A 20159-nucleotide genomic window follows, 5' to 3' on the forward strand; every position below is an offset into this window, starting at 1 on the left:
CGCAGGCTCAGGCGTGAGTGACGCGCGAGCTTAAGGCACTGACGTCCGTTTTGCGGCTTCCTGCCGCCGGTTCAGCTCCAGCCACAGCAGCAGGGCATTCGCATCGGCGGGGCTGACGCCGGGCGTGCGTGCGGCCTGGCCCAGATTCAGCGGCCGCACGGCGGCCAGGCGCTCACGCGCCTCCTTCGAGAGGGTGGCGATGGCGGCGTAATCGATGCCGTCCGGAATCGGCCGGTGATCCTGCTTGCGCACCCGCTCGATCTCCTGCTGCTGGCGGGCCAGATAGCCGCTGTATTTCACATCGATCTCGGCGCTGTCGCGCACATCGGCCGGCAGCTGCGGATCGCAGAGACCGTGGCGCACCAGATCGGTGGCATGCACCCCGGAGCGGCGCAGCAGATCGGCCAAGGTGATCGAGCCGCGGATCGGCGCGCCCGTTTCCGCTTCGATCGCGGCGGCGGCAGGATCAGACGCCTTCAGCCGCACGCTGTCGAGGCGGCGCTGCTCGGCCGCGATCGCCGCCTGCTTGGCCTGGAAGATCTGCCAGCGGCGGCCATCCACCAATCCCAGCTCATGGCCCAGCGGCGTCAGGCGCCGATCGGCGTTGTCGCCCCGCAGCACCAGCCGGTATTCGCTGCGGCTGGTGAGCACCCGGTAGGGCTCCTTGAGGTCTTTGGTGACCAGATCGTCGATCAAGGTGCCGATGTAGCTGCCCTCGCGCGGAAAGTGCACGGGGCTCTGGCCCCGCAGCAGCCGCGCCGCATTCAGCCCCGCCACCAGCCCCTGCGCCGCCGCCTCCTCATAACCGGTGGTGCCATTGAGCTGGCCGGCGCTGAACAGCCCCTCCACCCGCTTGGTCATCAGCGAGGGCAACAGCTGGGTGGCAGGCAGGATGTCGTAGTCGACCGCATAGGCGGGCCGCAGCATCACGCACTGCTCCAGCCCCGGCAGCGTGCGCAGCAGCTCGAGCTGCAGCCGTTCGGGCAGGCCGGTGGAGAACCCCTGGATGTAGAGCTCGGGCGTGTCGCGACCCTCCGGCTCCAGGAAGATCTGGTGGGAGTCCTTGTCAGCGAAGCGCACGATCTTGTCTTCGATTGAGGGGCAGTAGCGCGGCCCCTTGCTGTCGATGAAGCCGCCGTAGATCGGCGTGAGATGGAGGTTGTCGCGGATCAGCTGGTGGGTGGCCGCGGTGGTGCGGGTGATGTGGCAGGCCATCTGCTCCCCGCTCACCCAGGCGGCCGGATCGAAGGAGAAGAAGCGATCGGCGGCGTCGCTGGGTTGTTCCTCCAGCTGATCGAGGCGCACGCTGCGTCGATCGACCCGCGCCGGCGTGCCGGTCTTGAGGCGGTCGGTGCGGAAGCCCAGCGCCTGCAGCGCCTCGGTGAGCCCCTCGGCGCGGGCTTCGCCGGCGCGGCCGGCGGGCATGGAGCGGTTGCCCACCCAGATCGTGCCGCCCAGAAAGGTGCCGGTGGTGAGCACCACGGCGCCGGCGGCGTACACGCTGCCGAAATAGGTGCGCACGCCGATCACCCGGTCGTCAGCCACCTCCAGGCCGGTGACCATCGCCTCGCGCAGGTGCAGGTGCGGCGTGTGCTGCAGCAGCTGCAGCATCTGGCGGGCATAGGCGCGCTTGTCGGTCTGGGCGCGCAGGGCCCACACTGCCGGCCCCCGGCTGGCGTTGAGCACCCGCTTCTGCAGAGCGGTGGCATCGGCCAGCCGCCCGATCACGCCGCCGAGCGCATCCACTTCATGCACCAGCTGGCTCTTGGCCGGCCCACCCACTGCCGGGTTGCAGGGCTGCCAGGCGATGCGGTCGATGTTGAGGCTGAACAGGGCGGTGTCGATGCCCAGCCGCGCCGCCGCCAGCGCCGCCTCGCAGCCCGCATGGCCGCCGCCGACGACGATCAGTTCAAAGCTTTCGCTCGGTGCCGCGCTCAGTGCCATCCGCCCAGGCTATGGGCCTGGCCCCAGGCCTGCCGAGCGCGGGTCGGGGGGCCCAGGCACCGCACTGCCTAGCCTCAGGCCGTCGCCGCGCGTTGCCTTGTGAGTCTCGCCATCGCCCTGCTCACGGTGTCCGACCGGCGCAGCGCCGACCCCAGCGCCGACGATCCCTCCGGCGATGCGCTGCGCGATCGCCTCGAGCGCGAAGGCCACCAGCTGGTGGAGCGGTTGTGCGTGCCCGACGACCGCTACGCGATCCGGGCGGTGGTGAGCCGCTGGATCGCCACAGCGGCGGTGCAGGTGGTGATCAGCTGCGGGGGCACCGGGCTCACCGGCCGCGATGGGTCACCGGAAGCGGTCGCGCCCCTGCTCGACAAGACGATCGAGGGCTTCGGCGAGCTGTTCCGCCAGCTCTCCTTCGAGACGATCGGCACCAGCACCTTGCAGAGCCGCTGCCTGGCGGGGGTGGCCAACGGGACGGTCATCTTCGTGCTGCCCGGCTCGCTCGATGCGGTGAGCACCGCCTGGGACCGGCTGATCAGCGCCCAGCTGAACCCCGCCACCCGGCCCTGCAACCTGGTGCAGCTGCTGCCGCGGCTGCGCGAAGACCCGCACACCCCGGCCTGGAACCCGGCGGCCAGCACCAGCAACAGCGGCACCGGCACGAGCTCCGCCAGTAACTCCGGCACCGGCGGTACGCCCTGAACGGCATTCGGCGCCGCTGAACGCTTGGATGAGGCCGTTGGGCGGATCCCATGAACGGCAGGCTGGTGGGACGGGTGGAAGCGCTCTGGCGCTATCCGGTGAAATCGATGCTGGGCGAGTGCCTGCCCCAGGTGGAGGTGGGCGAAGGGGGAATCTGCGGCGACCGCGCCTATGCCCTCTGGGACCATGCCACCGGCCGGGTGGCCAGCGCCAAGAATCCGCGCCTGTGGCGCTCTCTGCTCCAGTACCAGGCTCAGTTCGTGGCGCCACCGCTGCCGGGTCAGGCGCTGCCCGCCGCCGCGATCAGCGCCGCGGCTGATCGGGCGGCCGGTACGGAGGCGGCGCCTTTGCTCACCAGTGATCCGGAGGCGGGCGCACAGTTGTCGGCGTGGCTGGGCCGGCAGGTGAGCCTGCTGAATCGGCCCCAGGAGGGCGCCAGCCTGGATCAGTACTGGCCGCCGGTGCAGGAGCGGGAGTTTCAGGACGTGGTGAATGAGCTGGTGCTGCCCGCCGGCACTTTCTTCGATTCCTGCCCGATCCATGCGATCAGCACCGCCACGCTCGACCGCCTGCGGCAGCTGGAGCCCGACCTCGATTTCGCCGTGGAGCGCTTCCGTCCCAACCTGCTGATGGCGCCACTGGAGGGCGACGAGGGGTTCGTGGAGGAGGCCTGGTTAGGCCACCGCCTGCGGATCGGTAAGCGGGCGTTGCTGCAGGTGGACACGGCCTGCCCTCGCTGCGTGATCACCACCCTGGCCCAGTGCGGCCTGCCGGAAGACATCGAGATCCTGCGGGCCACAGCACGCCATAACAAGGTGATCGCCGGCATCCGCCTGTCAGTGCTGACCCCGGGGCCGGTGGCGGTAGGCGACCCGATCACACTGCTGGAGGGGGGCGCGGGCTGAGCCGAGAGGATCGTCAGCCTTGCTGGCGCAGCCAATAGAACTGATAGCCGCTCAGCACGATGCCGCCGTCGAACTGGGTGGGGGCGGCACCGGTGTAGAGATCGGTGAGAGTGCAGTGGCTGTTGAAGCCTGGATTGGCGCCATGGCTGAGGCCCTGCTGCATGCCATGGCGGCACAGATCGCTCAGCTCCACCTGCTGTGGGCTGGCATCGAAGTTGGCCAGCACCACCACGCTGTTGGCGCCCTGCTGACCATCTGAGCGCGCATAACAGAGCACGTGATCATTGGCCACGGGCAGCAGTTCGCGGTTGTTGAAGTCGGCGAAGGCGCTGGTCTGCTTGCGGATGGCGATCATGCGCTGCATGGCCGTGAAGATCTCGAACTCCACCGTGCCCGGCTGCTTGCGCTGCTCGGCCTGCTGCCAGTTGATCTTCGGACGGTGCACCCAGCGGCTGTCTTCGTGCTTATCGGGGTCGTCGCGGAAGCTGTAATCGTTGAGCACACCAAGAGCGTCACCGTTATAGATGAGGGGGATGCCGCCGAAGGAGAGAATCACCCCATGCAGCAGCAGGATGCGATCAATGGCCTGCCGGGTCAGTCGCGCATCCTGCCGCTCCAGAGCGGCTTCGAGCCCCACCAACGAAGCCAGCGAGCCACAGATGCGAGCATCGCCGGTGGCCTCGTTGCGCATGAAGACCAGGCCCCGGGCGCTGTCGTCGTAGTGGCCGGTGAAATAATCCACCAGGAACCTGCGATGTGCGGAGGGGTCGTAACCCGCTGCCCTGATGTCGCTGTCATCGAAACCGAAGCCGATATCATCGTGGCAGCGCACATAATTAAGCCAGGTGGCACGATCGAGCTTGCTGGGCAGGCTCTTGATCCCTTCCCGTAGCAACCGGGTGTTCTTGGTGGCGATGCCATCCCAGAGCAGGGCCATCAGCGTGGCGTTGTAGGCGATCTCGCATTCCTTGGCCACGATGGCATCTTCGCCGAAATACTTGGCCACCTCCACCGGCGCCACGATGGCCTCGGCGATGAACAACACCCCAGGGGCCGTCACCTGGCAGCAATCCTTCAGCAGCTGCAGGATCAGGTGGGCCTTGTGCTCGTTCTGACAGGAAGACCCTATTTTTTTCCACAGGAACGCCACCGCATCGAGCCGCAGCACATCCACGCCCTGATTGGCCCAGAAGAGCACGATGTCCAGCATGGCGATGAACACAGCCGGATGGCTGTAGTTTAGATCCCACTGATAGTCGTGGAACACGGTCATCACCCAGCGCTGCATCTCCTCGTTCCAGGTGAAGTTGCCTGGATCGGTTTCAGGAAAGATTTCCGGCATGCTCTGCTCAAACAGATCGGGGATACGCCGATCTGCGAACGTGTAGTAATACTCCTGATGCTCGAGATCACCCTGCTTGGCCATCAAGGCCCAGACGTGCTCATCCGAGGTGTGGTTCAGAACGATATCCAGCACCAACAGGATGCCATTGGCACGGAACTGCTCCGACAACGCCTGGAAATCGGCCAGATCCCCCACACGGCCATCAATTCTGCGAAAATTGCTGACCGCATAACCGCCGTCGCTCTTGCCGACGGGACATTCCAGAATCGGCATCACGTGCACCATGTTGATGCCAAGCTCCTGGAAATAACCCACCTTCTGGCTCAGATCAGCCAGATCATCAGCGAAACCGTTGGTATAGAGCGCCATGCCCACCCAGCGCTGAGACAAGAACCAGTTATGATCGGTTTCCCGATTGATGTCCAACCGTTCAGATTCAGGTGACCGGTCGACATAGCCCATCGCCATCGTTTCAACCAGCTTCAACATCTGATCGGCGAAGTCGTCGCGATGGCCGTAAAGCGTGGAGAAGAGCGAGTGGATCGCAAAGAAGTTAGCCCCCAGCCGTGTATAGAAGTGCCGCAGATCCTGGCGGCGAATCTCCGGCTTCAGATCATCGAGGATCGCATTGAGAAGCGAATGGGAAATCTGTTCATACATGGCCGAAACAAGAAGCAGCGAAACGAGAGGCAGCGAAACAGGACGGCATCAGTGCCGGGCACTGGCGAAAGCGAAGCTGTGCCGGCCGTGCGGTCATGAGCCGGAGCAGCAGCGCTGGGCAGGACCGCAGGAGCTGGGGGTTCGTTGGCCTGGCGAAAGAAGAGAACGTGACAGCAACCGAATCACCCTCGGTGCTGTCAGATGGGAGGCAGCCTGCTGGTAGCAACAGTTGGCTGAGCGCAGTGCATCGTTGCCTGGATGAACGCTAGAGCAGCGCGACCAAGGGGAAGCCGTCACAGCTGATCGGCCGCCAGGCCGGAGCAGCCTGGGCACCACAAAAAGCAGCGTTGGCGCCAGCGGCGGCAGACGGCATCCAGCCGAAAGGCCTGGGCGGCTCACGACTGCTGCAGCCAGTGGGCCACGCCGGGATGGAAGTGAACCACGCCTTCCAGAAGGCCGGCGCTGTAGTGACCGTTCATGCCCATGAAGCCACCGCGGGCGAGATAAAGCGCCTCGGGATGGCCGCTGCGGCCCGCGGCTGCCGTGGCCTCCGCGATCACCGCGGGGTGGGCGTTGGCCACCAGCACGGCGGGCACCGCGCTGGCCAGAAGCGGCAGGTCATTGCCGCTGTCGCCGGCAAACACCGTGCCGCTGAGATCGAAGCCGGTGCGCTGCATCAGAAACTCCAGAGCGTGCCATTTGGTGGCACTGGCAGGACACACATCCAGCAGCCCCGTGCCCTTCGCTTCATCCACGCTGTAGATCCAGCTGCAGGAGGCGCCGTGGCCGGCCAGGCGCTCCAGCATCACCAGCTTCAACGCCTCCAGGTCGACATCCAAAGGCACATAAAAGCTGAGCTTGCAGGCACTCTGGCGATCACTCTCCTGCAGCACAAGCTGGGGAAGATCCTCAAACAAAGCCTGCAGATCAGCGGACACACAACCAGGCCAATCGCGGCGGATGTGCTGCTGCCATGCCGCGCAGGGCTGCCAATGGCCACGATCAAGCTGGTCGAGGCGGCTGCCCACATCACTGATCACCCACTGGGGTTCAGGGAGCGCATAGGTGGTGATCGCCTCCTCCACCAGGGCCCGATGACGGCCGGTGACATACGCCAGCGTGACCTCCGCGCGCGCCGCCAGCCGTGCGAAGAGAGGGCGCGCCAGAGGCGATTCCTCGGCAGCTCCGTTGGGCAGCAGGGTGCGGTCAAGATCGGTGGCGATCAGCAACCGCGCCAAGGGCGAGACAAAACTCACGTCACTGCGCAGCTCATGCGCTGAAAGAAGTTGTAGTGATGGATCGCATCAAGAATGCCCCAGGAATGGGCGCCGGCGGCGAAATACACCTGCTGCCATTCGCTGAGGTTGGCGAGCTCCTCCTGGTGCCGGTTGGCCACCACCACCCCCAGCGTGTTGCCTCGCAGCATGTCCTCATCGCCACCGGAGCCACCGGTCACGAGGATCTGCTCCAGGGGAATTTCATACTGGCTGGCCACATAGCGCAAAGCCTGTCCCTTGGACGCCCGTGCCGGCACGATGTCGAGGTATTGCCCGAAGGAATAAGTGGCATTCACGGAAAGCTCCTGCTGATGCAGCAGGCCATGAATGTCTTCAATGGGAGGAGCATGGGCGGCGTCGTAGTAATAAGAAAGCTTGTAGCGGCTCTGCTCACTCTTGGGCTGCAGTGTGAGGCCGGGAATTTCATCCATCACCCGCTTGAGCACCTGGGGAGTCCAGGCATGGTTGATGTGCCGGTTCCAGGCCACATCGGTGAACAACTGACCGGTGTAATAGATCTCCGTCCCCAGGCTGGTGATCAGAATGTCGGGAGCTGGGATGGCCTTTCGCTTCAGCAGCATCAGCACTGAATCCAGGCGCCGCCCCGTGGCGACGCCGAACATGAAGGCACGGCGGTGTGCCGTGATCACCTTCACTAGTGCCTCGAGTCCCTCGTCATCGCCGAGCAGGGTGTTATCCACCGCGGTGAAGATGGCGCGATCAAACGATTGGCGGATCCTGCCGCTGGCGGGGGGGCGCTCCGGTGGACGGTGCTGCTCAATGATCGGTCGGATCGCCGTGAGGTAACGGCTGGCATGCGCCTCCCAGGAGTAGTACCGGGCGATGTTGATCAGCCCCTGCTGGGAATAGCGGGCCCAGAGCTGGGGATCCGCAAGAATCGCCAGCAGCGCTGAGGCAATCGCGGCGCGATCGGTGGGATCCACGAGCAAGCCATTGCGGCAGTTGCCGAGGATGTCCACAGGGCCGCCATTATCCGTGGCCACCAGGGGCAGCCCGCTGGCGGCGGCCTCCAGCAAGGTGAGGCCGAAGGGTTCGGTGAGCGCCGGGTTCACGAACACGCCCCTTGAGGCCGTGGCCGATCGATAGATCGCCGGCACCTCCGAGGATTGATGGTGCTTGGGCAGCGCCACGACTCCATAGAGATCGAGCGCATCGATCACCAGCAGGATCTCCGTGAGCACATGCTGGGCCCCTTCATGGAGTTCCCGGATGTCGTCGCGGTTGCCCATCACGATCACCAGATTGGCCATCGCCTTCAAACGCGGCTCCTGGCCGAAGGCCTCCAGCAGGGCAATGATGTTCTTGCGCTCATCCGCCCGGGAGAGCGCCAGGATCATCGGCTTGGTGGGATCGGCAAGAAACTTGTTGATCTCCTGCTGGATGGGCGACGGATCGGCGGCGGCAGGCTCTGGGCTGGGCGGAAAGAATTGCTGGAGATCGGTGCCGGGCGGAATCACCGCCATCTTCTCGGGCGTGTAGTAATCGTAAAGTTCGTATTGGCTTTCAATCTCATTCCGCGTGCTCGTGATCACCAGGCTCGCGTGGCTGAGAGTATCTTCCTCGGCGCTGATGCGCTCAATCATGTGATAGCGGGCTTCGATCTGTTCAATCGCCATACCCACAGCCAGCAGGCGGCGGGTCTTATCACGCCCGAGTGAATGGCCTGTGTGCACCAGCGGCAGGCCGGTGAGGTTGGCGAGCCGCACGCCCACATATCCCGCATCGGCGTAATGGGTATGGATCAGATCGGGCCAGCGCGGCTGCTGCTTCAGCCAGGCATGGAGGGTATCGGCGAAGTTGCCGAGATAGGGCCACAACTGCTCCTTGGCGATGTAAGCCTCTGGCCCCGCCGGCAGGCGCACGATCCGGCAGTGCTCCCCCAAGGGCTCGATGAGCTGCGCATAGTCGTCGCTCACGGCGGCATCCACCACCAGCCGCGTGACCAGATCCACCTGCTCCACATGCGGCTGCTGCGCCAGTGCCTTGGCCAGCTCGACCACATATTTGGTTTGCCCACCGGTGTCCGCATCACGCCCCAGCTCGAGCTGCTGGCCGCGGATCAAGCCATGCAGGCTGATCAGCAGCAGGTAGAGGGGTCGCTCGGAAGTGCCCGGCTGCGCCGAGCGCTCCAGCCGGGTGACGGCGGCAGCGGTCTGCTGGACGGGGTGCTGTGGCGTTGCGGCCGGCGGCTCGAACTGTGGAGACGCGAGCTGTTGCAGCACAACCGGTGCGGCTGGGAGCTGCCGGGCTGTGGCCCGGCTGGAAACGCCATCGCAATGTGGGCCTGTCGTTTGGGGCGATCCGCAGGGGTGAATCAAGGGTTCAGTGGTGCTCAGACGACAACAGACGCGAAGCGGAAGCAGAACGCATCAGAGCTCTGCAACCACCCTTAGCCACCGATCCAGATCGATGCCAACACTGAACGAGGCAGGCAGCCATGGCCAGAGCTGCTCGCCCCGACCCGGCCTGAAACCATGGAAATCAGCAGAAAGCAGGCGCCGAGCAGAATCCAGGCTGAAGTGGATGGCAGAGCAATCAAGAAGCAGAAAAGGACCGATCAAGGCACCATCTGATCCATGAGACGTCGGATCACACCAGAGCTGTCGCCAGCACGGAAGACGATCAGGCCAAGGCCATCTGCGCAAAGCGGGCAGAAGAATGCCACTCGAGCAATGCCCGCAGAACAATGCCCATAGAGCAGAACCCGTCGAGCAGTACCGGCAGACAGCCCCTCTGAGGTCAATGATCTCAACCCCTGCATGGCAGGCTCCAGTGTGATGGCAGGTCGGCAAGATTCAGCAACGCCCTGCGATTGCCACGCGCGATGCTCAACCATCAGAACCGCCGAAAAGTGGCAGCCATGAGAGACACAGAGGCCTGCGGCACTGCACACAGTTGCAGCACTTCTTCAAGCCGAGATGATGACAAAGCTGGAACGCCCGGAACATAAGCGTACCTTCTTATAATCTTTATACCATGGTTTCCCATTGTTTGTTCTTGCAGCGTTACTACCGCTGCGCAGACTCTCAGCCAGGCGCTGACCAGGGCCAGCATCGGGGGAATGTCCCCGTTGGTGCCTTAGGCAATGACCAGGGACAGGACCATCGTTCAGACCTTCGAGCGGGCGGGAACCCACAGCTCAGGACAGCCGGAAGAGCCCGCGGGCAGCCAACCAGGCGCGAAGAGCCAACGCGGCCCTGAGGCCGCCGGGGCTCCATGCCAGCACGGCCGCCGCCACACCCGCCAGAGTGGACATTCCTCAGGCGGCGGCTTGGCATGGAGCCCGGCAACGACTCTTCTGCAGCGAATGCAGCCACCCCGACGATCGGCGGTGGCTGGCCGGTGATCGACGGCTGGGCCAAGGCCACCCTCTCGCCCCGTGGCCCCCTGCTCTGGCAGACCCTCCTGCACAAGAGCGCCTGTCTCTCCTGCGCCTGGGGCACGGGCGGTCAGAACGGTGGCTTCGTCGATGAGCTGGGCGAGCCACTGCAGCGCTGCCTCAAGAGCGTGGAGGCGATCGCGGCGGAACTGCAGCCGGCGGTGCCGGAGGGGGTGTTCGCCGAGCGCAGCCTGGCGATGCTGCAGCAACTCAGTTCGCTCGAGGCCGACCGGCTCGGCCGCCTCAGCCATCCGCTGATCCTGCGCGAGGGCCGCAGCCATTACGAGCGCCTCGGCTGGGACGACGTTTTCGAGCTGGCCGACGCCGCCTTCCGCCGCCCAGCGGAGCGGGTGGCCTCCTACAGCTCCGGCCGTTCCTCCAACGAGGCCGCCTACCTGCTGCAGCTGTTGCTGCGGGCGATGGGCTCCAACAACCTGGCCGACTGCTCCGATCTCTGCCACGCCCCCTCCACCGTGGGGCTGGGCGAGGTGTTCGGCTCGGGCACCTCGATGGTGAGCCTCGAAAGCCTGCAGCAGGCCGACTGCGTGGTGCTGGTGGGCTCCAATGCCCCCGCCAACCACCCGCGGCTGATGAACGAGCTGATCCGCCTGCGTGAACGCGGCGGCAGCGTGATCGTGATCAACCCGGTGCTGGAGGTGGGGCTGCTGAAGTTCGGCTCGCCGGCCTTTCCGATCAAGTCGATGCTGCGGGGCTCGGAGATCGCCACGCTGTTCCTGCAGCCGGTGCCCGGCAGCGACACCGCCGTGTTCCTGGGCCTGCAGAAGGCGCTGCTGGAAGCGGGCCAGGTGCGCCACGACTTCCTGCGCGACCACACCGAAGGCTCCGAGGCGGTGCTGGAGCAGCTGCGCGCCACCCCATGGGAGGCGATCACTGCCTGCTGCGGCCTCAGCCGCGAGGAGCTCAGCCACACCGCTGCGGTAATCGGCCGGGCCAAGGGCGTGGTGTTCGCCTGGGCGATGGGCATCACCCACCACAGCAACGGCACCACCAACGTGCACGCGATCGCCAACACGGCGCTGCTGAGCGGCAACGCCGGCAAGCCCGGGGCCGGCACCATGCCGATCCGCGGCCACTCCAACGTGCAGGGCTTCGGCTCGATGGGCGTCACGGTGAAGCTGCGGGCCGAGATGCAGCAGGCGCTGGAGCGGCTGCTGGGCCGCCCGCTCAGCCGCGTGCCCGGCTACGACACCCGCGCCCTGATCGCGGCCGCCGGCGCCGGTGCGGTGGACACCCTGCTGTGCCTCGGCGGCAACCTCTGGGGCGCCAACCCGGATTCCAGCGAAGCGAAGCAGGCGCTCGGCCGCATCGACACGATCTTCTACCTGGCCACCAAGCCCAACCAGGGGCACTTCCACGGGCTGGGGCGCCGCCGCACCCTGGTGCTGCCGGTGTTCAACCGCTTCGAAACGCCGCACGCCACCACCACCGAATCGGGCAACAACTTCGTGCGCTTCAACGATCCGGGCCGCTCACACCTGAAGCACGCCGACCTGATCAGCGAGCTGGGCTTCCTGGCCGAGCTGGCCCGGCGGCGGCTGGGCGACGATCCGATCGACTGGGGCCGCCTGCAGGACCCCGTCTACGTGCGAGAGCTGATCGCCCGCACCGTGCCGGGCTACGGCGCGATCGCCACGATCGATGCCACCAAGCGTGAGTTCAGCGTGGCGGGGCGGGTGTTCGAGCAGCCCAGCTTCCCCACGCCGTCGGGGAAAGCACGGATGGAGCCCACACCCCTGCCGGCGCTGACGCTGCCTGAGCCGGCCCATTTCGGCGGCCTGGCGCCGGGGGAAGCGGGCCTGGTGCTGGCCCTGATCACCGCCCGCAGCTACTCCCAGCACAACACCGTGGTGTACAAGCCGGGCGATGCGTACCGCGGCATGCCGCACCGCAACACGATCCTGATGAACCGGGGCGATCTGGCCCGCTGCGGCCTGCGTGCCCACCAGCGCGTGACCGTGCAGGGCGAAGCCGGTGCCCTCAGCGACGTGGAAGTGATTCCCGGCGAGATCCGCGCCGGCGCCGGTCTGATGTTCTACCCGGAGGTGAACGCGATCTTCCGCGCCGCCATCGATCACCGCAGCGGCACGCCAGCCTTCAAGCGGGTGCCGGTGCTGGTGCGCAGCGGGCCTGTCGCCACCGGTTAGGCCGACAATGGCGCCAGGCGCCACGTCAGCGGGTGCTCCGGCAGGGCCCACCCCGTCGATCCACCACACAGGGCAGCGGGCGCAATGCCGTCATCGCCGGATCCAAGCTGGCTCCCAGCGACGGGGTGCATTGTCGCCGGAGCTTGGTGGTGGTAGGCCGCTGCAGCGGTCCCGTTCAGGCCAAGCCATCACGCCGTCCATCCCCCGCAGAGAGGCATGCTCCGGCAGCGAACGCCAGACCCGTCGCCGCGGCCACCAAGGCCAGCAGCGGTCCGGCGGCAACGGGTCCGTCACTGGTGAAGACCATGCTCAGCAGGGCGCCAGCGGCTCCCGCCCCCCCCAGCACCAGGCCAGCGCCCAACCCCGCGCTGGTGGCGGGCAGGGTGGCCAGGGCCGCGGCTGTGAGGCTGGTGGACACGAGGCTGTGGGCCAGACCCAGCAGCGGCAGCAGGGCTGGGCGCAAAACGGCTGGGCCAAGCACCATGAGGGCGAGCAGGGCAGCCAACGTGGCCAGGGCGATCCTCAGGCTGCGTTGCCTCCCCCAGCGGCTCACCAGATGACCTCCCCAGGGGGCCACCAGCGCCGAGACGATCAGCACGGCTGCCACCAGGTGTCCGCCGGAGGACAGCGACGACCCACCCAAAGGCACCCGGGGCAGGAGCGTCAGCAGACACGTTGTGACCACACCCACGGCAAGGGCCATGGCCAGCAGGTGCAGGGCCTGGCGGGGCGGAACTCGCACGGCAATGGCGGGCTCCCTACGTGCAGGAGGAAACGGCGGCAACCATCGCAGCACGACGAGCCCCAGGCCCAGCACGGCTGCACCCAGGGTGAAGGTGAGGGCTGGCCCCAGCCGCACGGCCGCGGCGGTGAGCGGAGCTTCAAGGGCTCCCAGCAGCCCCTGCGCACAGGTCAACAGCGCCGCGACGCGTGGCAGCTGGCGCAGGGGGGCCGCCTCATGCAGCACCGCCAGTGCCGGGCTGGCCGAGCTCTGGACCGCCACAATCCAGGCCACCATCACCAGCGGCAGCAGCAGGCTGCCGGCGGGGATGCCGCGGTTCAACAGACCTACCACCCCAAGAAAGATCAGGCCGGCCACCAGTACCGCCACACTCACAGGCAGCAGCCGGCCCCGTGCGCTCGGGTCGCGGCGGTCGGAAAGCCAGCCCGTCAACGGTTCAATCACCAGCCCCATCACGCCGGGCAGTAGGGCAAAGGGAAGCAGTAGCCGGCTGAATCCATGGCTGCTGAGCAGGGCCGGCTGGTAGGCCCTGTAGATCATCCAGCCCAGCAGCAGGGCCATCTGCAGAGCCACCACGCCCCAGGCCAGACGCCAGTGGATGGAAGCTGAAGGTCCGGTGCTCATGGCCGCCAGTCGGGCTGGCTCCCATGCAGGGCGGCCAGGTATGGGGGCCGGCGCAGGGCTGTCACCGCCGCGGGCAGGGGCGCCACGAACACATGCGGATCGGTGCGCTCACCGGGGCAGACCGCGGCGTGGGCCAGCACGATGGCAGGAGACTCGGATCGGGTCGCCAGTTCCACGCGATCGCCGCGGGTATCGCGTGGATGCCCGCCGAAACCGGGCGGCGCTACCCCGTTGACACCGCGCAGCGCGAAGGGCGGACCGTCGTCATGGGGGGGGAGGCGCTGTTCACCGAAGCCAGCCGGGATCCCGCTTGACCGCAGCAGCTTCGCCAGTGGATAGCTCCTGGCGAAGCTGCGCTGCTCAAGCACTGCTGAGGCCATAAGGGGGTCCATGGGCGTGGGTCTCAATGGGGTGTCCATGGCGCTCGATTCATTCATGCTCAGAGTCCAGTGAGGGGCCAAGCCCGGGTGGAGGCAATCAGGGCCTCGTCGGAAAGGGCTTCGCTGCGGCGCACCTCCGCCTGGCGTGACTCCGCCACGGTGCGCAGCAGAACCTCCCCCATGACCTCCCGCAACACCTGACTGGCCTCCAACGCCAGCAGCGCCTCCGAGAGCGACTTGGGCAGCCGCGGCGCTTCGGCTGGGGGCATCGAGGCGGGATCGCCGCTGAGCGGGGGGCGCAGAACCCGGGGGTGCCGCAGGGCGTCCTGCGCCACCCCAAGCACCGCGCCCATCAGCAGATAGGGGTTGGCGCTCAGGTCGGCCACCTTGAGTTCCAGGTGGCCGGGCTCGCCCCCGCCGGCCGGCACCAGCCGCAGGGCCGCCTCCCGGTTCTCCACCCCCCACACCTGAAACGGTGCCGCCCAGCGGCCCGGCGCAAGCCGCACATACGACACCGCCAGGCCGCAGGCCAGGGGCATCAGGGCAGGCAACTGCTCCAGCAGACCCGCCAGCAGCGCCTCCCCCCGTGCCGTGAGGCCGGCGGTGCCCGGACCGCCACCGAGGAGCGGCACGCCCTGGTCCGCCACGCTCAGATGCAGGTGGCCGCCGTTGCCCACCAGATCAGAAGTCACCACAGGGGCAAAGCTGGAGATCCAGCCGAAGCGGCGGCTCACCTGCTGGATCACCAGACGTGCCGCCACGAGGCGATCAGCGGCCTCGAGCGGGGTCGCCGCCGCCAGCGACAGTTCAAACTGGCCGGCGCCGTACTCCGGATGCAGCTGCAGCCAGGGCAGCTCGGCCGCATCGAGAGCCTCGGCCACGGCCGTGAGGTAATCGAGCCCCTGCACCAGGCGATCGGCGCCGTAGGGACCGCCCATCACCGCCGGGGTCCAGCCGCCGGCCTCCCCGCCCGGTTGGGGCAGTCCCACCATCCACTCGATCTCGAAGCCAGCCAGGGCGCTCAGGCCGGCCGCGGCGAAAGACGCCTGCTGCCGGGCACAGAAGCCGCGCTGATCGAGGGCATCGATCCCACCACTGCGGTCGTGCCGCACGCCGGGAGCCCAGGCCCAGCCGGAGGCCGGATCGAGGGGGCGCAGGGCCGTGAGATCGGGCTTCAGGCGCAGGTCACCATCTGGCCGGGCCAGGCTCTGCTGCGGATCGATCAAGCCCGTGGCCCCGAAGGCATCAGCCACTGGTGAAAAGCCCACTCCCTGGTTGGCCACCAGCACCAGCCGCTCCAGCGGCACCCCCTTCACCAGCACCGAGCCGGCGTGGTTCACAAAGGTGATCGCCAACCGGCGCAGGCCGCGCTCCAGCAGCTCGGCCATCTGCAGAGCGGCATCGTCGTCTGCCACGTCACGACTGGCGATGGGAGGGGGGAGGTCCGGCACGGCATGGCAGCCACGGGCCCGGAAATCATTGCCCGATTCGGCGCCACAGGCCATCGTGGTGGCCACAGCCCCGGCTTCCTTGGCTCCCGCAGCCCTGCTCCTGGTCGATGTCCAGAACGGCACCTGTGGGCCGGCGGCTGGTCGTGCGGGCAGCGCTGAAACCAGCCAGTTTTCCCCATCGCCCCGGCCGCCCGGCTTCGACGCCCACTTCCAGGCGGCGGTCCTGCCTCGGCTGGAGCAGGCGCTGGACCATGCCCGCCGGGGCGGCCTGGAAGTGATCCATACCGTGATCGCCAACCTCACCGCCGATGGCCGCGACCGCAGCCTCGACTACAAGCGCTCGGGACTGGGTTTCGCGCCGGGCAGCTGGGAGGCCCAGGTGATCGCCCCGCTGGCACCGCTGGCCGATGAGCTGGTGCTGCCAAAAAGCTCCTCGTCGCCGTTCAACTCCACCAACCTCGATTACCTGCTGCGCAACATCGGCATCACCGAGCTGGTGGTGGCGGGCCTGCTCACGGATCAGTGCATCGACCACACCGTGAAAGATGCGGCGGATCGCGGCTACACCGTGACCTGCCTGATCGACGCCTGCATGGCCGAATCGGCCGAGCGCCACCGAGCGGCGCTGAGCTGCTTCCGCGGCTACGGGAGGCTGTGCACGGTGACGGAATTCATCGCCGTATCCGCCTGAAGCCAATACTTGCAAGCCATTTCCTTGCTGCAAGCCATGCCCTTGCTGGAAGCGATGTCCTTGCTCGTGTGGCTGTATTGGCTATCACCTGGTGCAGAAATCGAACTGGAAGAGGGAGATGGGCCACCCCAAAGATGAGCCCCGGGCAGGGCACCAATCGAGCACATCGTCCTGGACATTTGCTCAGGATTCCTTTCGTTCTCAGTCTTTCGTTTCGCACGTGGCGTGGCATGCCATGACTGGTCGCGACCCTGATTCCATCCTTGCCGCCCTGCACTGGCTGGCTGCTGGGCGGAAGGCATCGGCTCGCTGACGCGAGGCGGCAGAGACCGACATGGCCATCGTGATGAGCGAGCTGAACAAGCGCCAGAACCGCAAACTGCTTGTGGTCGATGTGACGCTCAACCGCTAGAGCAGCACCAGCTTCAAGCTCCGCGATCCCTGCACCCTCGACAGGGCGCTCACCCCCCCAGATAGGCCATTTCGGCATGGGGGCGCTGCGCGGCCTCCAGCGTCTGCTCCTGACGCTCCTCGCTGTAGCGGTCGCGGCGCGCCCGCCACTGGCCGCTCAAGGCGGCGCCCAGGCCGGCCGGATCCGGGCCGGGCCGCAGCCAGGGCTTGAGATCGAGGCCAGTGGCGGCGAACAGGCAGCTGTAGGCCACGCCGTCGGCGGTGACACGCAGGCGGTTGCAGTCGCCGCAGAACGGCGCCGAGATCGAGGCCACCACCGCCAGGTGGCTGCCACCCGGGCCGCCGCTGCCACCGCCATCGCGGTAGCGCCAGCGGGCAGCGGTGCCATGGGCGCTGCGGCCCACCGGCTCCAGGGGCCAGCGTTCGCCGATCCGCTGCACCATCTCCTGGGCCGGCAGCACCTGCTCGGGCGCCCAGCCGTTGCGGTTGCCCACATCCATGTATTCGATCAGCCGCAGCTCAATGCCGCGCTGCCGCGCCAGGGCCGCCAGGGGCAGCAGCTGGTCGTCGTTGCGGCCGCGGGTGATCACGGAATTGAGCTTCAGCGCCCCCTCCGCCGGATCGAAGCCTGCCGACTGGGCGTGATCAAGGGCCGCCAGGATCGTGGCCAGGGCCCGATCGCCGGCCGCCGCGCCGCCCCGCAGCCCGCCCATGCGGGCCACGCTGGCGCCGTCGGTGCCATCGAGGCTCACCGTGAGCCGGTCAAGGCCGGCCTGCCGCAGCCGCTGGGCCCGCTCCGCTGTGAGCAGCAGGCCGTTGGTGGTGAGAGCGATCGCCTCGAGCCGCGTTGCGCCCGCCGCCTCTCGCAACGGCCGCAGCGCCGCCACCAGGGCCTCCACGCCGGGGTGCAGCAGCGGCTCGCCGCCGGTGAGCCGCAGGGTGCGGAAGCCGAGCGCCGCCGCCTCGCTCACCAGCAGCACCCGCTCCTCGAGGGTGAGCAGCTGCGGCGGGTCCTGGGCGTCCGGGCAGCAGTAGGGGCAGGCCAGGTTGCAGCGGGCCGTGAGCGAGAGGCGCAGCACCCCGGGGGGGCGGCCCAGCCGGTCACGCAGGGGTGGGGCGCCCGCTGAGGCAGGCGGCAACGGCGAGGAGGGCCCGGTCATCGGCTCACCCTGGCGGAATGCTCTGGGAACTGACGAGCCAGGGGCCGGGCCAGGCCGCCGGTCGGTTGCAGTTCCGCAACGCCGCCGCCGGCAGCGGCACGGGCCGGTGCCCACGCCGCTGCAGCCAGCCCAGCAGGCGCCGGTCACCGGCCGCGAGATACAGCCGCAGGGCGGCGCGGTTGGCCGCCGTGGCCGGATAGATCCCCAGCAGCGGCTGATCCCGACGTCCGTCATGGGCGGTGAGCAGGCTGCCGGCGGGAACGGCCGCCCCGCCTGCCTCTGTGCCACCTGCCTCCGTGCCGCTTACCTCCGTGCCGGCCGCGATCAGAGCCTCCAGGGTGGGCCGATCGAGCCAGGGCATGTCCACCGGGCAGAGCAGCAGGTGGTCGCCGGGGTAACGGTCCATCAGGCGGGCAAGGGCCGTGAGCGGTCCGTCCCAGGGGGGCGGCTCATCGAGCACCTCCACCGGAGCCGGAGCCAGCAGGCGATGGGCGCGGTGGCGGCTGAGCAGGCAGACGGGCCGCTCCAGGCTCAGCAACAGCCGCAGGCTGCGCTCCAGCCAGGTGCCGCCCTCGGGATGGGGCAGCAGCGCCTTGTCAGTGCCCATGCGCCGGCTGCCCCCCCCGCTCAGCAGACAGCAGCGCAGCGGTGCTGTGCTCATGCAGGGGGGGGCACCAGGGCCAGTCGCTGCTGCACGAAGCCTGCCACGCAGGCGGCGGCGGCCTCCCGCTCGCCATCACGGAACAGCTCGTGCAGGCTGCTCTCGAACCACACCACCTGCCGTTGCTCGGCCGGGCTGCCCAGTTCCTGCAGCAGGATCGCCACCGACGCCGGCGCCACCACCGGGTCGCGGCGGCCCTGCAGGATCAGCACCGGGGCCTGCACCGCCGTGAGGCGGGTGCGGGTGTGGCGGATGAAATCGAGCAAGGTGGCGATCGCCCCGATCGGCGCCCACACGTAGCTGGTGTCGCCGGCGGCCAGGGCCGGATCGGCGTAGCGCTTGCGCAGCGGCCAGCGCGGCAGCACAGCCAGGATCAGGGGCGCGAGCGGGGCCAGGGCCCCGCCTGGGGCCAGCGGGGAGGCGAGCTGGATCGGCGCCGACGCCAGCACCACGCTGTCGATCAGGGTCGGGTGGTCGGCGGCGAGCTGCAGGGCGATCAGGCCGCCCATGCTGTTGCCCACCACGATCACCCGCTCGGCCCGGCTGCACAGCTCCTCCAGGGCGGCATTGGCTGCCGCCATCCAGGCGGGCCAGGTCACGCCCCGCAGCGCCTCGGGGCTGGCACCGCCATGGCCCGGCAGGGTGGGCAGAGCCAGGGGTACACCGAGCGCTTTCAGCGGGGCCACGAGCACGCGCACGGAATCCGGGCTCCCCGCGAATCCATGCAGCAACAGCACACCGAGGGGGGCCAGGGAGACGCTCAGGGGGAGTGATGGTCCAGTCTGACCCGCGCCGACATCCGCGCTTCTGGATTCACCCCGGCAAAGGTGGGCGGCAGCCACACGCGCACCACCATCAGCACCGCCATGGTGATCAGGAACAGACACACGGCCAAGATCTGGTGCCAGTCGGTTTCGAGCACGCCCTTCACGATCACCTCCCGCAACACCGACACGATCGCGATCTCCACCGACACCCCGATCGACACACGCTGCTCCTGCAGATAGATGATCAGCAGCCGGAACAACTCCACCAGGATGAGGATGAACAGGATGTCGGCTGTGATGGCGTGAAAGCGCGGCGTGGTCATCAGCGTGGAGTAGATCTCCCGCATCTGCAGCACCATCACCCAGAACAGGCCCACACACAGCGCCACCGCAATCAGGTCCTGCACCGCCTCCAGGGTCTGCACGATCTGTACGCGCCGGAACAGCTGATGCCAGGGAACGCTGCCGGTGGCAGTGATCGTGGCGGCTGCAGGGGTGGCAGGGGGTGGGGCCGCAGGTGGGGTGCTGTCGGGCGAACCGCGGCCTTGCTCGGTGATTGGGCTTGTCGGGCTTGTTGGGCTGGCGAGCGTGTCCTGCATGAACCTTGACCGAATGGATCGCAGCCTATGGGGCGCCAACTTATCGGTCAATTACCTATAGATAGGTAGACCTTATTGCATTGATTGGGGCGTCATTCACTTGGGGCTCCACTGACTGGGGGGTCATTGATCGGGGGACAGCTTGAGAGGTCTTGCTCGTGGATCGGGGCGCGAGGCTCTGATCGCACTGTTCTGAGCGGCCTGAGCTGAACACCCCCGCCAGATCCGACCAGCCCCCGATTGTCCTTTCGCCTATCGCCCCTCCGCCTGATTCC

At 67.6% G+C, this 20159-nt stretch carries 15 protein-coding genes; 4 read left to right on the forward strand and 11 right to left on the reverse strand.

Annotation, left to right across the window (positions count from 1 at the left end; all coding sequences use genetic code 11):
* Positions 1-30: 30 nt before the first annotated feature.
* Complete coding sequence (gene mnmG, locus CJZ80_RS08130; RefSeq protein ID WP_094512247.1) at positions 31-1944, reverse strand: tRNA uridine-5-carboxymethylaminomethyl(34) synthesis enzyme MnmG; 1914 nt, start codon at positions 1942-1944, stop codon at positions 31-33.
* A gap of 99 nt (positions 1945-2043) precedes the next feature.
* Here mnmG and moaB point away from each other — a divergent pair, with 99 nt between their 5' ends.
* Together moaB and CJZ80_RS08140 are read left to right on the forward strand one after the other, a co-directional pair.
* Entirely contained in the window at positions 2044-2646 is a 603-nt protein-coding gene (gene moaB / locus CJZ80_RS08135) for a molybdenum cofactor biosynthesis protein B (RefSeq protein ID WP_094512252.1), read from the forward strand.
* Positions 2647-2696: 50 nt separating this feature from the next.
* Positions 2697-3551: an MOSC domain-containing protein gene (locus tag CJZ80_RS08140; RefSeq protein ID WP_094512256.1), complete on the forward strand. Its 855-nt coding sequence runs from the start codon at positions 2697-2699 to the stop codon at positions 3549-3551.
* Between the two features lie 13 nt (positions 3552-3564).
* Here the strand turns inward: CJZ80_RS08140 and CJZ80_RS08145 are convergent, their stop codons facing one another.
* The 3 genes from CJZ80_RS08145 to CJZ80_RS08155 form a co-directional block, all read right to left on the reverse strand.
* Positions 3565-5556: an alpha-amylase family protein gene (locus tag CJZ80_RS08145; RefSeq protein ID WP_094512259.1), complete on the reverse strand. Its 1992-nt coding sequence runs from the start codon at positions 5554-5556 to the stop codon at positions 3565-3567.
* Between the two features lie 395 nt (positions 5557-5951).
* On the reverse strand, positions 5952-6812 hold the full coding sequence (locus CJZ80_RS08150; protein WP_233132911.1) for an HAD-IIB family hydrolase: 861 nt from the start codon (positions 6810-6812) through the stop codon (positions 5952-5954).
* The gene (locus CJZ80_RS08155) at positions 6809-9076 is read right to left on the reverse strand and encodes an HAD-IIB family hydrolase (protein WP_233132912.1); all 2268 of its coding nucleotides are present in this window, start codon (positions 9074-9076) and stop codon (positions 6809-6811) included. Before CJZ80_RS08155 ends, CJZ80_RS08150 begins: the two co-directional genes overlap by 4 nt.
* A 1054-nt stretch (positions 9077-10130) precedes the next feature.
* Between CJZ80_RS08155 and CJZ80_RS08160 the strand changes: the two genes are divergently transcribed.
* Positions 10131-12398 carry an FdhF/YdeP family oxidoreductase gene (locus tag CJZ80_RS08160; protein WP_094512265.1) on the forward strand — a complete coding sequence of 756 codons (2268 nt, stop codon included), beginning with the start codon at positions 10131-10133 and terminating at the stop codon, positions 12396-12398.
* A 175-nt stretch (positions 12399-12573) separates the two neighbouring features.
* Here the strand turns inward: CJZ80_RS08160 and CJZ80_RS08165 are convergent, their stop codons facing one another.
* The 3 genes from CJZ80_RS08165 to CJZ80_RS08175 are packed head-to-tail and all read right to left on the reverse strand — an operon-like array spanning position 12574 to position 15661.
* Positions 12574-13764, reverse strand: a complete 1191-nt coding sequence (locus tag CJZ80_RS08165; RefSeq protein ID WP_094512268.1) for an MFS transporter — start codon at positions 13762-13764, stop codon at positions 12574-12576.
* A complete protein-coding gene (locus CJZ80_RS08170) occupies positions 13761-14156 on the reverse strand; it encodes a hypothetical protein (RefSeq protein WP_144036984.1) in 396 nt (131 codons plus the stop codon). The genes CJZ80_RS08165 and CJZ80_RS08170 overlap by 4 nt, the downstream gene beginning before the upstream one ends.
* Before the next feature lie 47 nt (positions 14157-14203).
* On the reverse strand, positions 14204-15661 hold the full coding sequence (locus tag CJZ80_RS08175; protein WP_094512274.1) for a glutamine synthetase: 1458 nt from the start codon (positions 15659-15661) through the stop codon (positions 14204-14206).
* A gap of 13 nt (positions 15662-15674) precedes the next feature.
* Here CJZ80_RS08175 and CJZ80_RS08180 point away from each other — a divergent pair, with 13 nt between their 5' ends.
* Positions 15675-16286 carry a cysteine hydrolase family protein gene (locus CJZ80_RS08180; protein ID WP_094512277.1) on the forward strand — a complete coding sequence of 204 codons (612 nt, stop codon included), beginning with the start codon at positions 15675-15677 and terminating at the stop codon, positions 16284-16286.
* 461 nt (positions 16287-16747) lie between these two features.
* Here the strand turns inward: CJZ80_RS08180 and CJZ80_RS08185 are convergent, their stop codons facing one another.
* From CJZ80_RS08185 to CJZ80_RS08200, 4 genes are read right to left on the reverse strand one after another with little or no spacing between them, the layout of a single operon-like run.
* On the reverse strand, positions 16748-17857 hold the full coding sequence (locus CJZ80_RS08185; RefSeq protein WP_094512280.1) for a GTP 3',8-cyclase MoaA: 1110 nt from the start codon (positions 17855-17857) through the stop codon (positions 16748-16750).
* Between the two features lie 4 nt (positions 17858-17861).
* Positions 17862-18518: a molybdenum cofactor guanylyltransferase gene (locus CJZ80_RS08190; RefSeq protein ID WP_094512283.1), complete on the reverse strand. Its 657-nt coding sequence runs from the start codon at positions 18516-18518 to the stop codon at positions 17862-17864.
* Positions 18515-19360 (reverse strand): alpha/beta fold hydrolase, encoded by an 846-nt coding sequence (locus CJZ80_RS08195; protein ID WP_094512286.1) that lies wholly within the window; start codon positions 19358-19360, stop codon positions 18515-18517. The genes CJZ80_RS08190 and CJZ80_RS08195 overlap by 4 nt, the downstream gene beginning before the upstream one ends.
* A complete protein-coding gene (locus tag CJZ80_RS08200) occupies positions 19279-19884 on the reverse strand; it encodes a phosphate-starvation-inducible PsiE family protein (protein ID WP_094512289.1) in 606 nt (201 codons plus the stop codon). The genes CJZ80_RS08195 and CJZ80_RS08200 overlap by 82 nt, the downstream gene beginning before the upstream one ends.
* Positions 19885-20159: the final 275 nt, after the last annotated feature.

Origin of the sequence: Synechococcus sp. MW101C3 (genome assembly GCF_002252635.1) — a bacterium.
Taxonomy (GTDB): Bacteria; Cyanobacteriota; Cyanobacteriia; order PCC-6307; family Cyanobiaceae; genus MW101C3.

Bases quoted from the DNA above. Each gene is read 5' to 3' on its own strand.
- CJZ80_RS08190 (WP_094512283.1), bottom strand. From the start codon at position 18,518: ATGAGCACAGCACCGCTGCGCTGCTGTCTGCTGAGCGGGGGGGGCAGC.
- CJZ80_RS08145 (WP_094512259.1), bottom strand. From the start codon at position 5,556: ATGTATGAACAGATTTCCCATTCGCTTCTCAATGCGATCCTCGATGAT.
- CJZ80_RS08165 (WP_094512268.1), bottom strand. From the start codon at position 13,764: ATGAGCACCGGACCTTCAGCTTCCATCCACTGGCGTCTGGCCTGGGGC.
- mnmG (WP_094512247.1), bottom strand. From the start codon at position 1,944: ATGGCACTGAGCGCGGCACCGAGCGAAAGCTTTGAACTGATCGTCGTC.
- CJZ80_RS08200 (WP_094512289.1), bottom strand. From the start codon at position 19,884: ATGCAGGACACGCTCGCCAGCCCAACAAGCCCGACAAGCCCAATCACC.
- CJZ80_RS08140 (WP_094512256.1), top strand. From the start codon at position 2,697: ATGAACGGCAGGCTGGTGGGACGGGTGGAAGCGCTCTGGCGCTATCCG.
- CJZ80_RS08160 (WP_094512265.1), top strand. From the start codon at position 10,131: ATGGAGCCCGGCAACGACTCTTCTGCAGCGAATGCAGCCACCCCGACG.
- CJZ80_RS08170 (WP_144036984.1), bottom strand. From the start codon at position 14,156: ATGGACCCCCTTATGGCCTCAGCAGTGCTTGAGCAGCGCAGCTTCGCC.
- CJZ80_RS08185 (WP_094512280.1), bottom strand. From the start codon at position 17,857: ATGACCGGGCCCTCCTCGCCGTTGCCGCCTGCCTCAGCGGGCGCCCCA.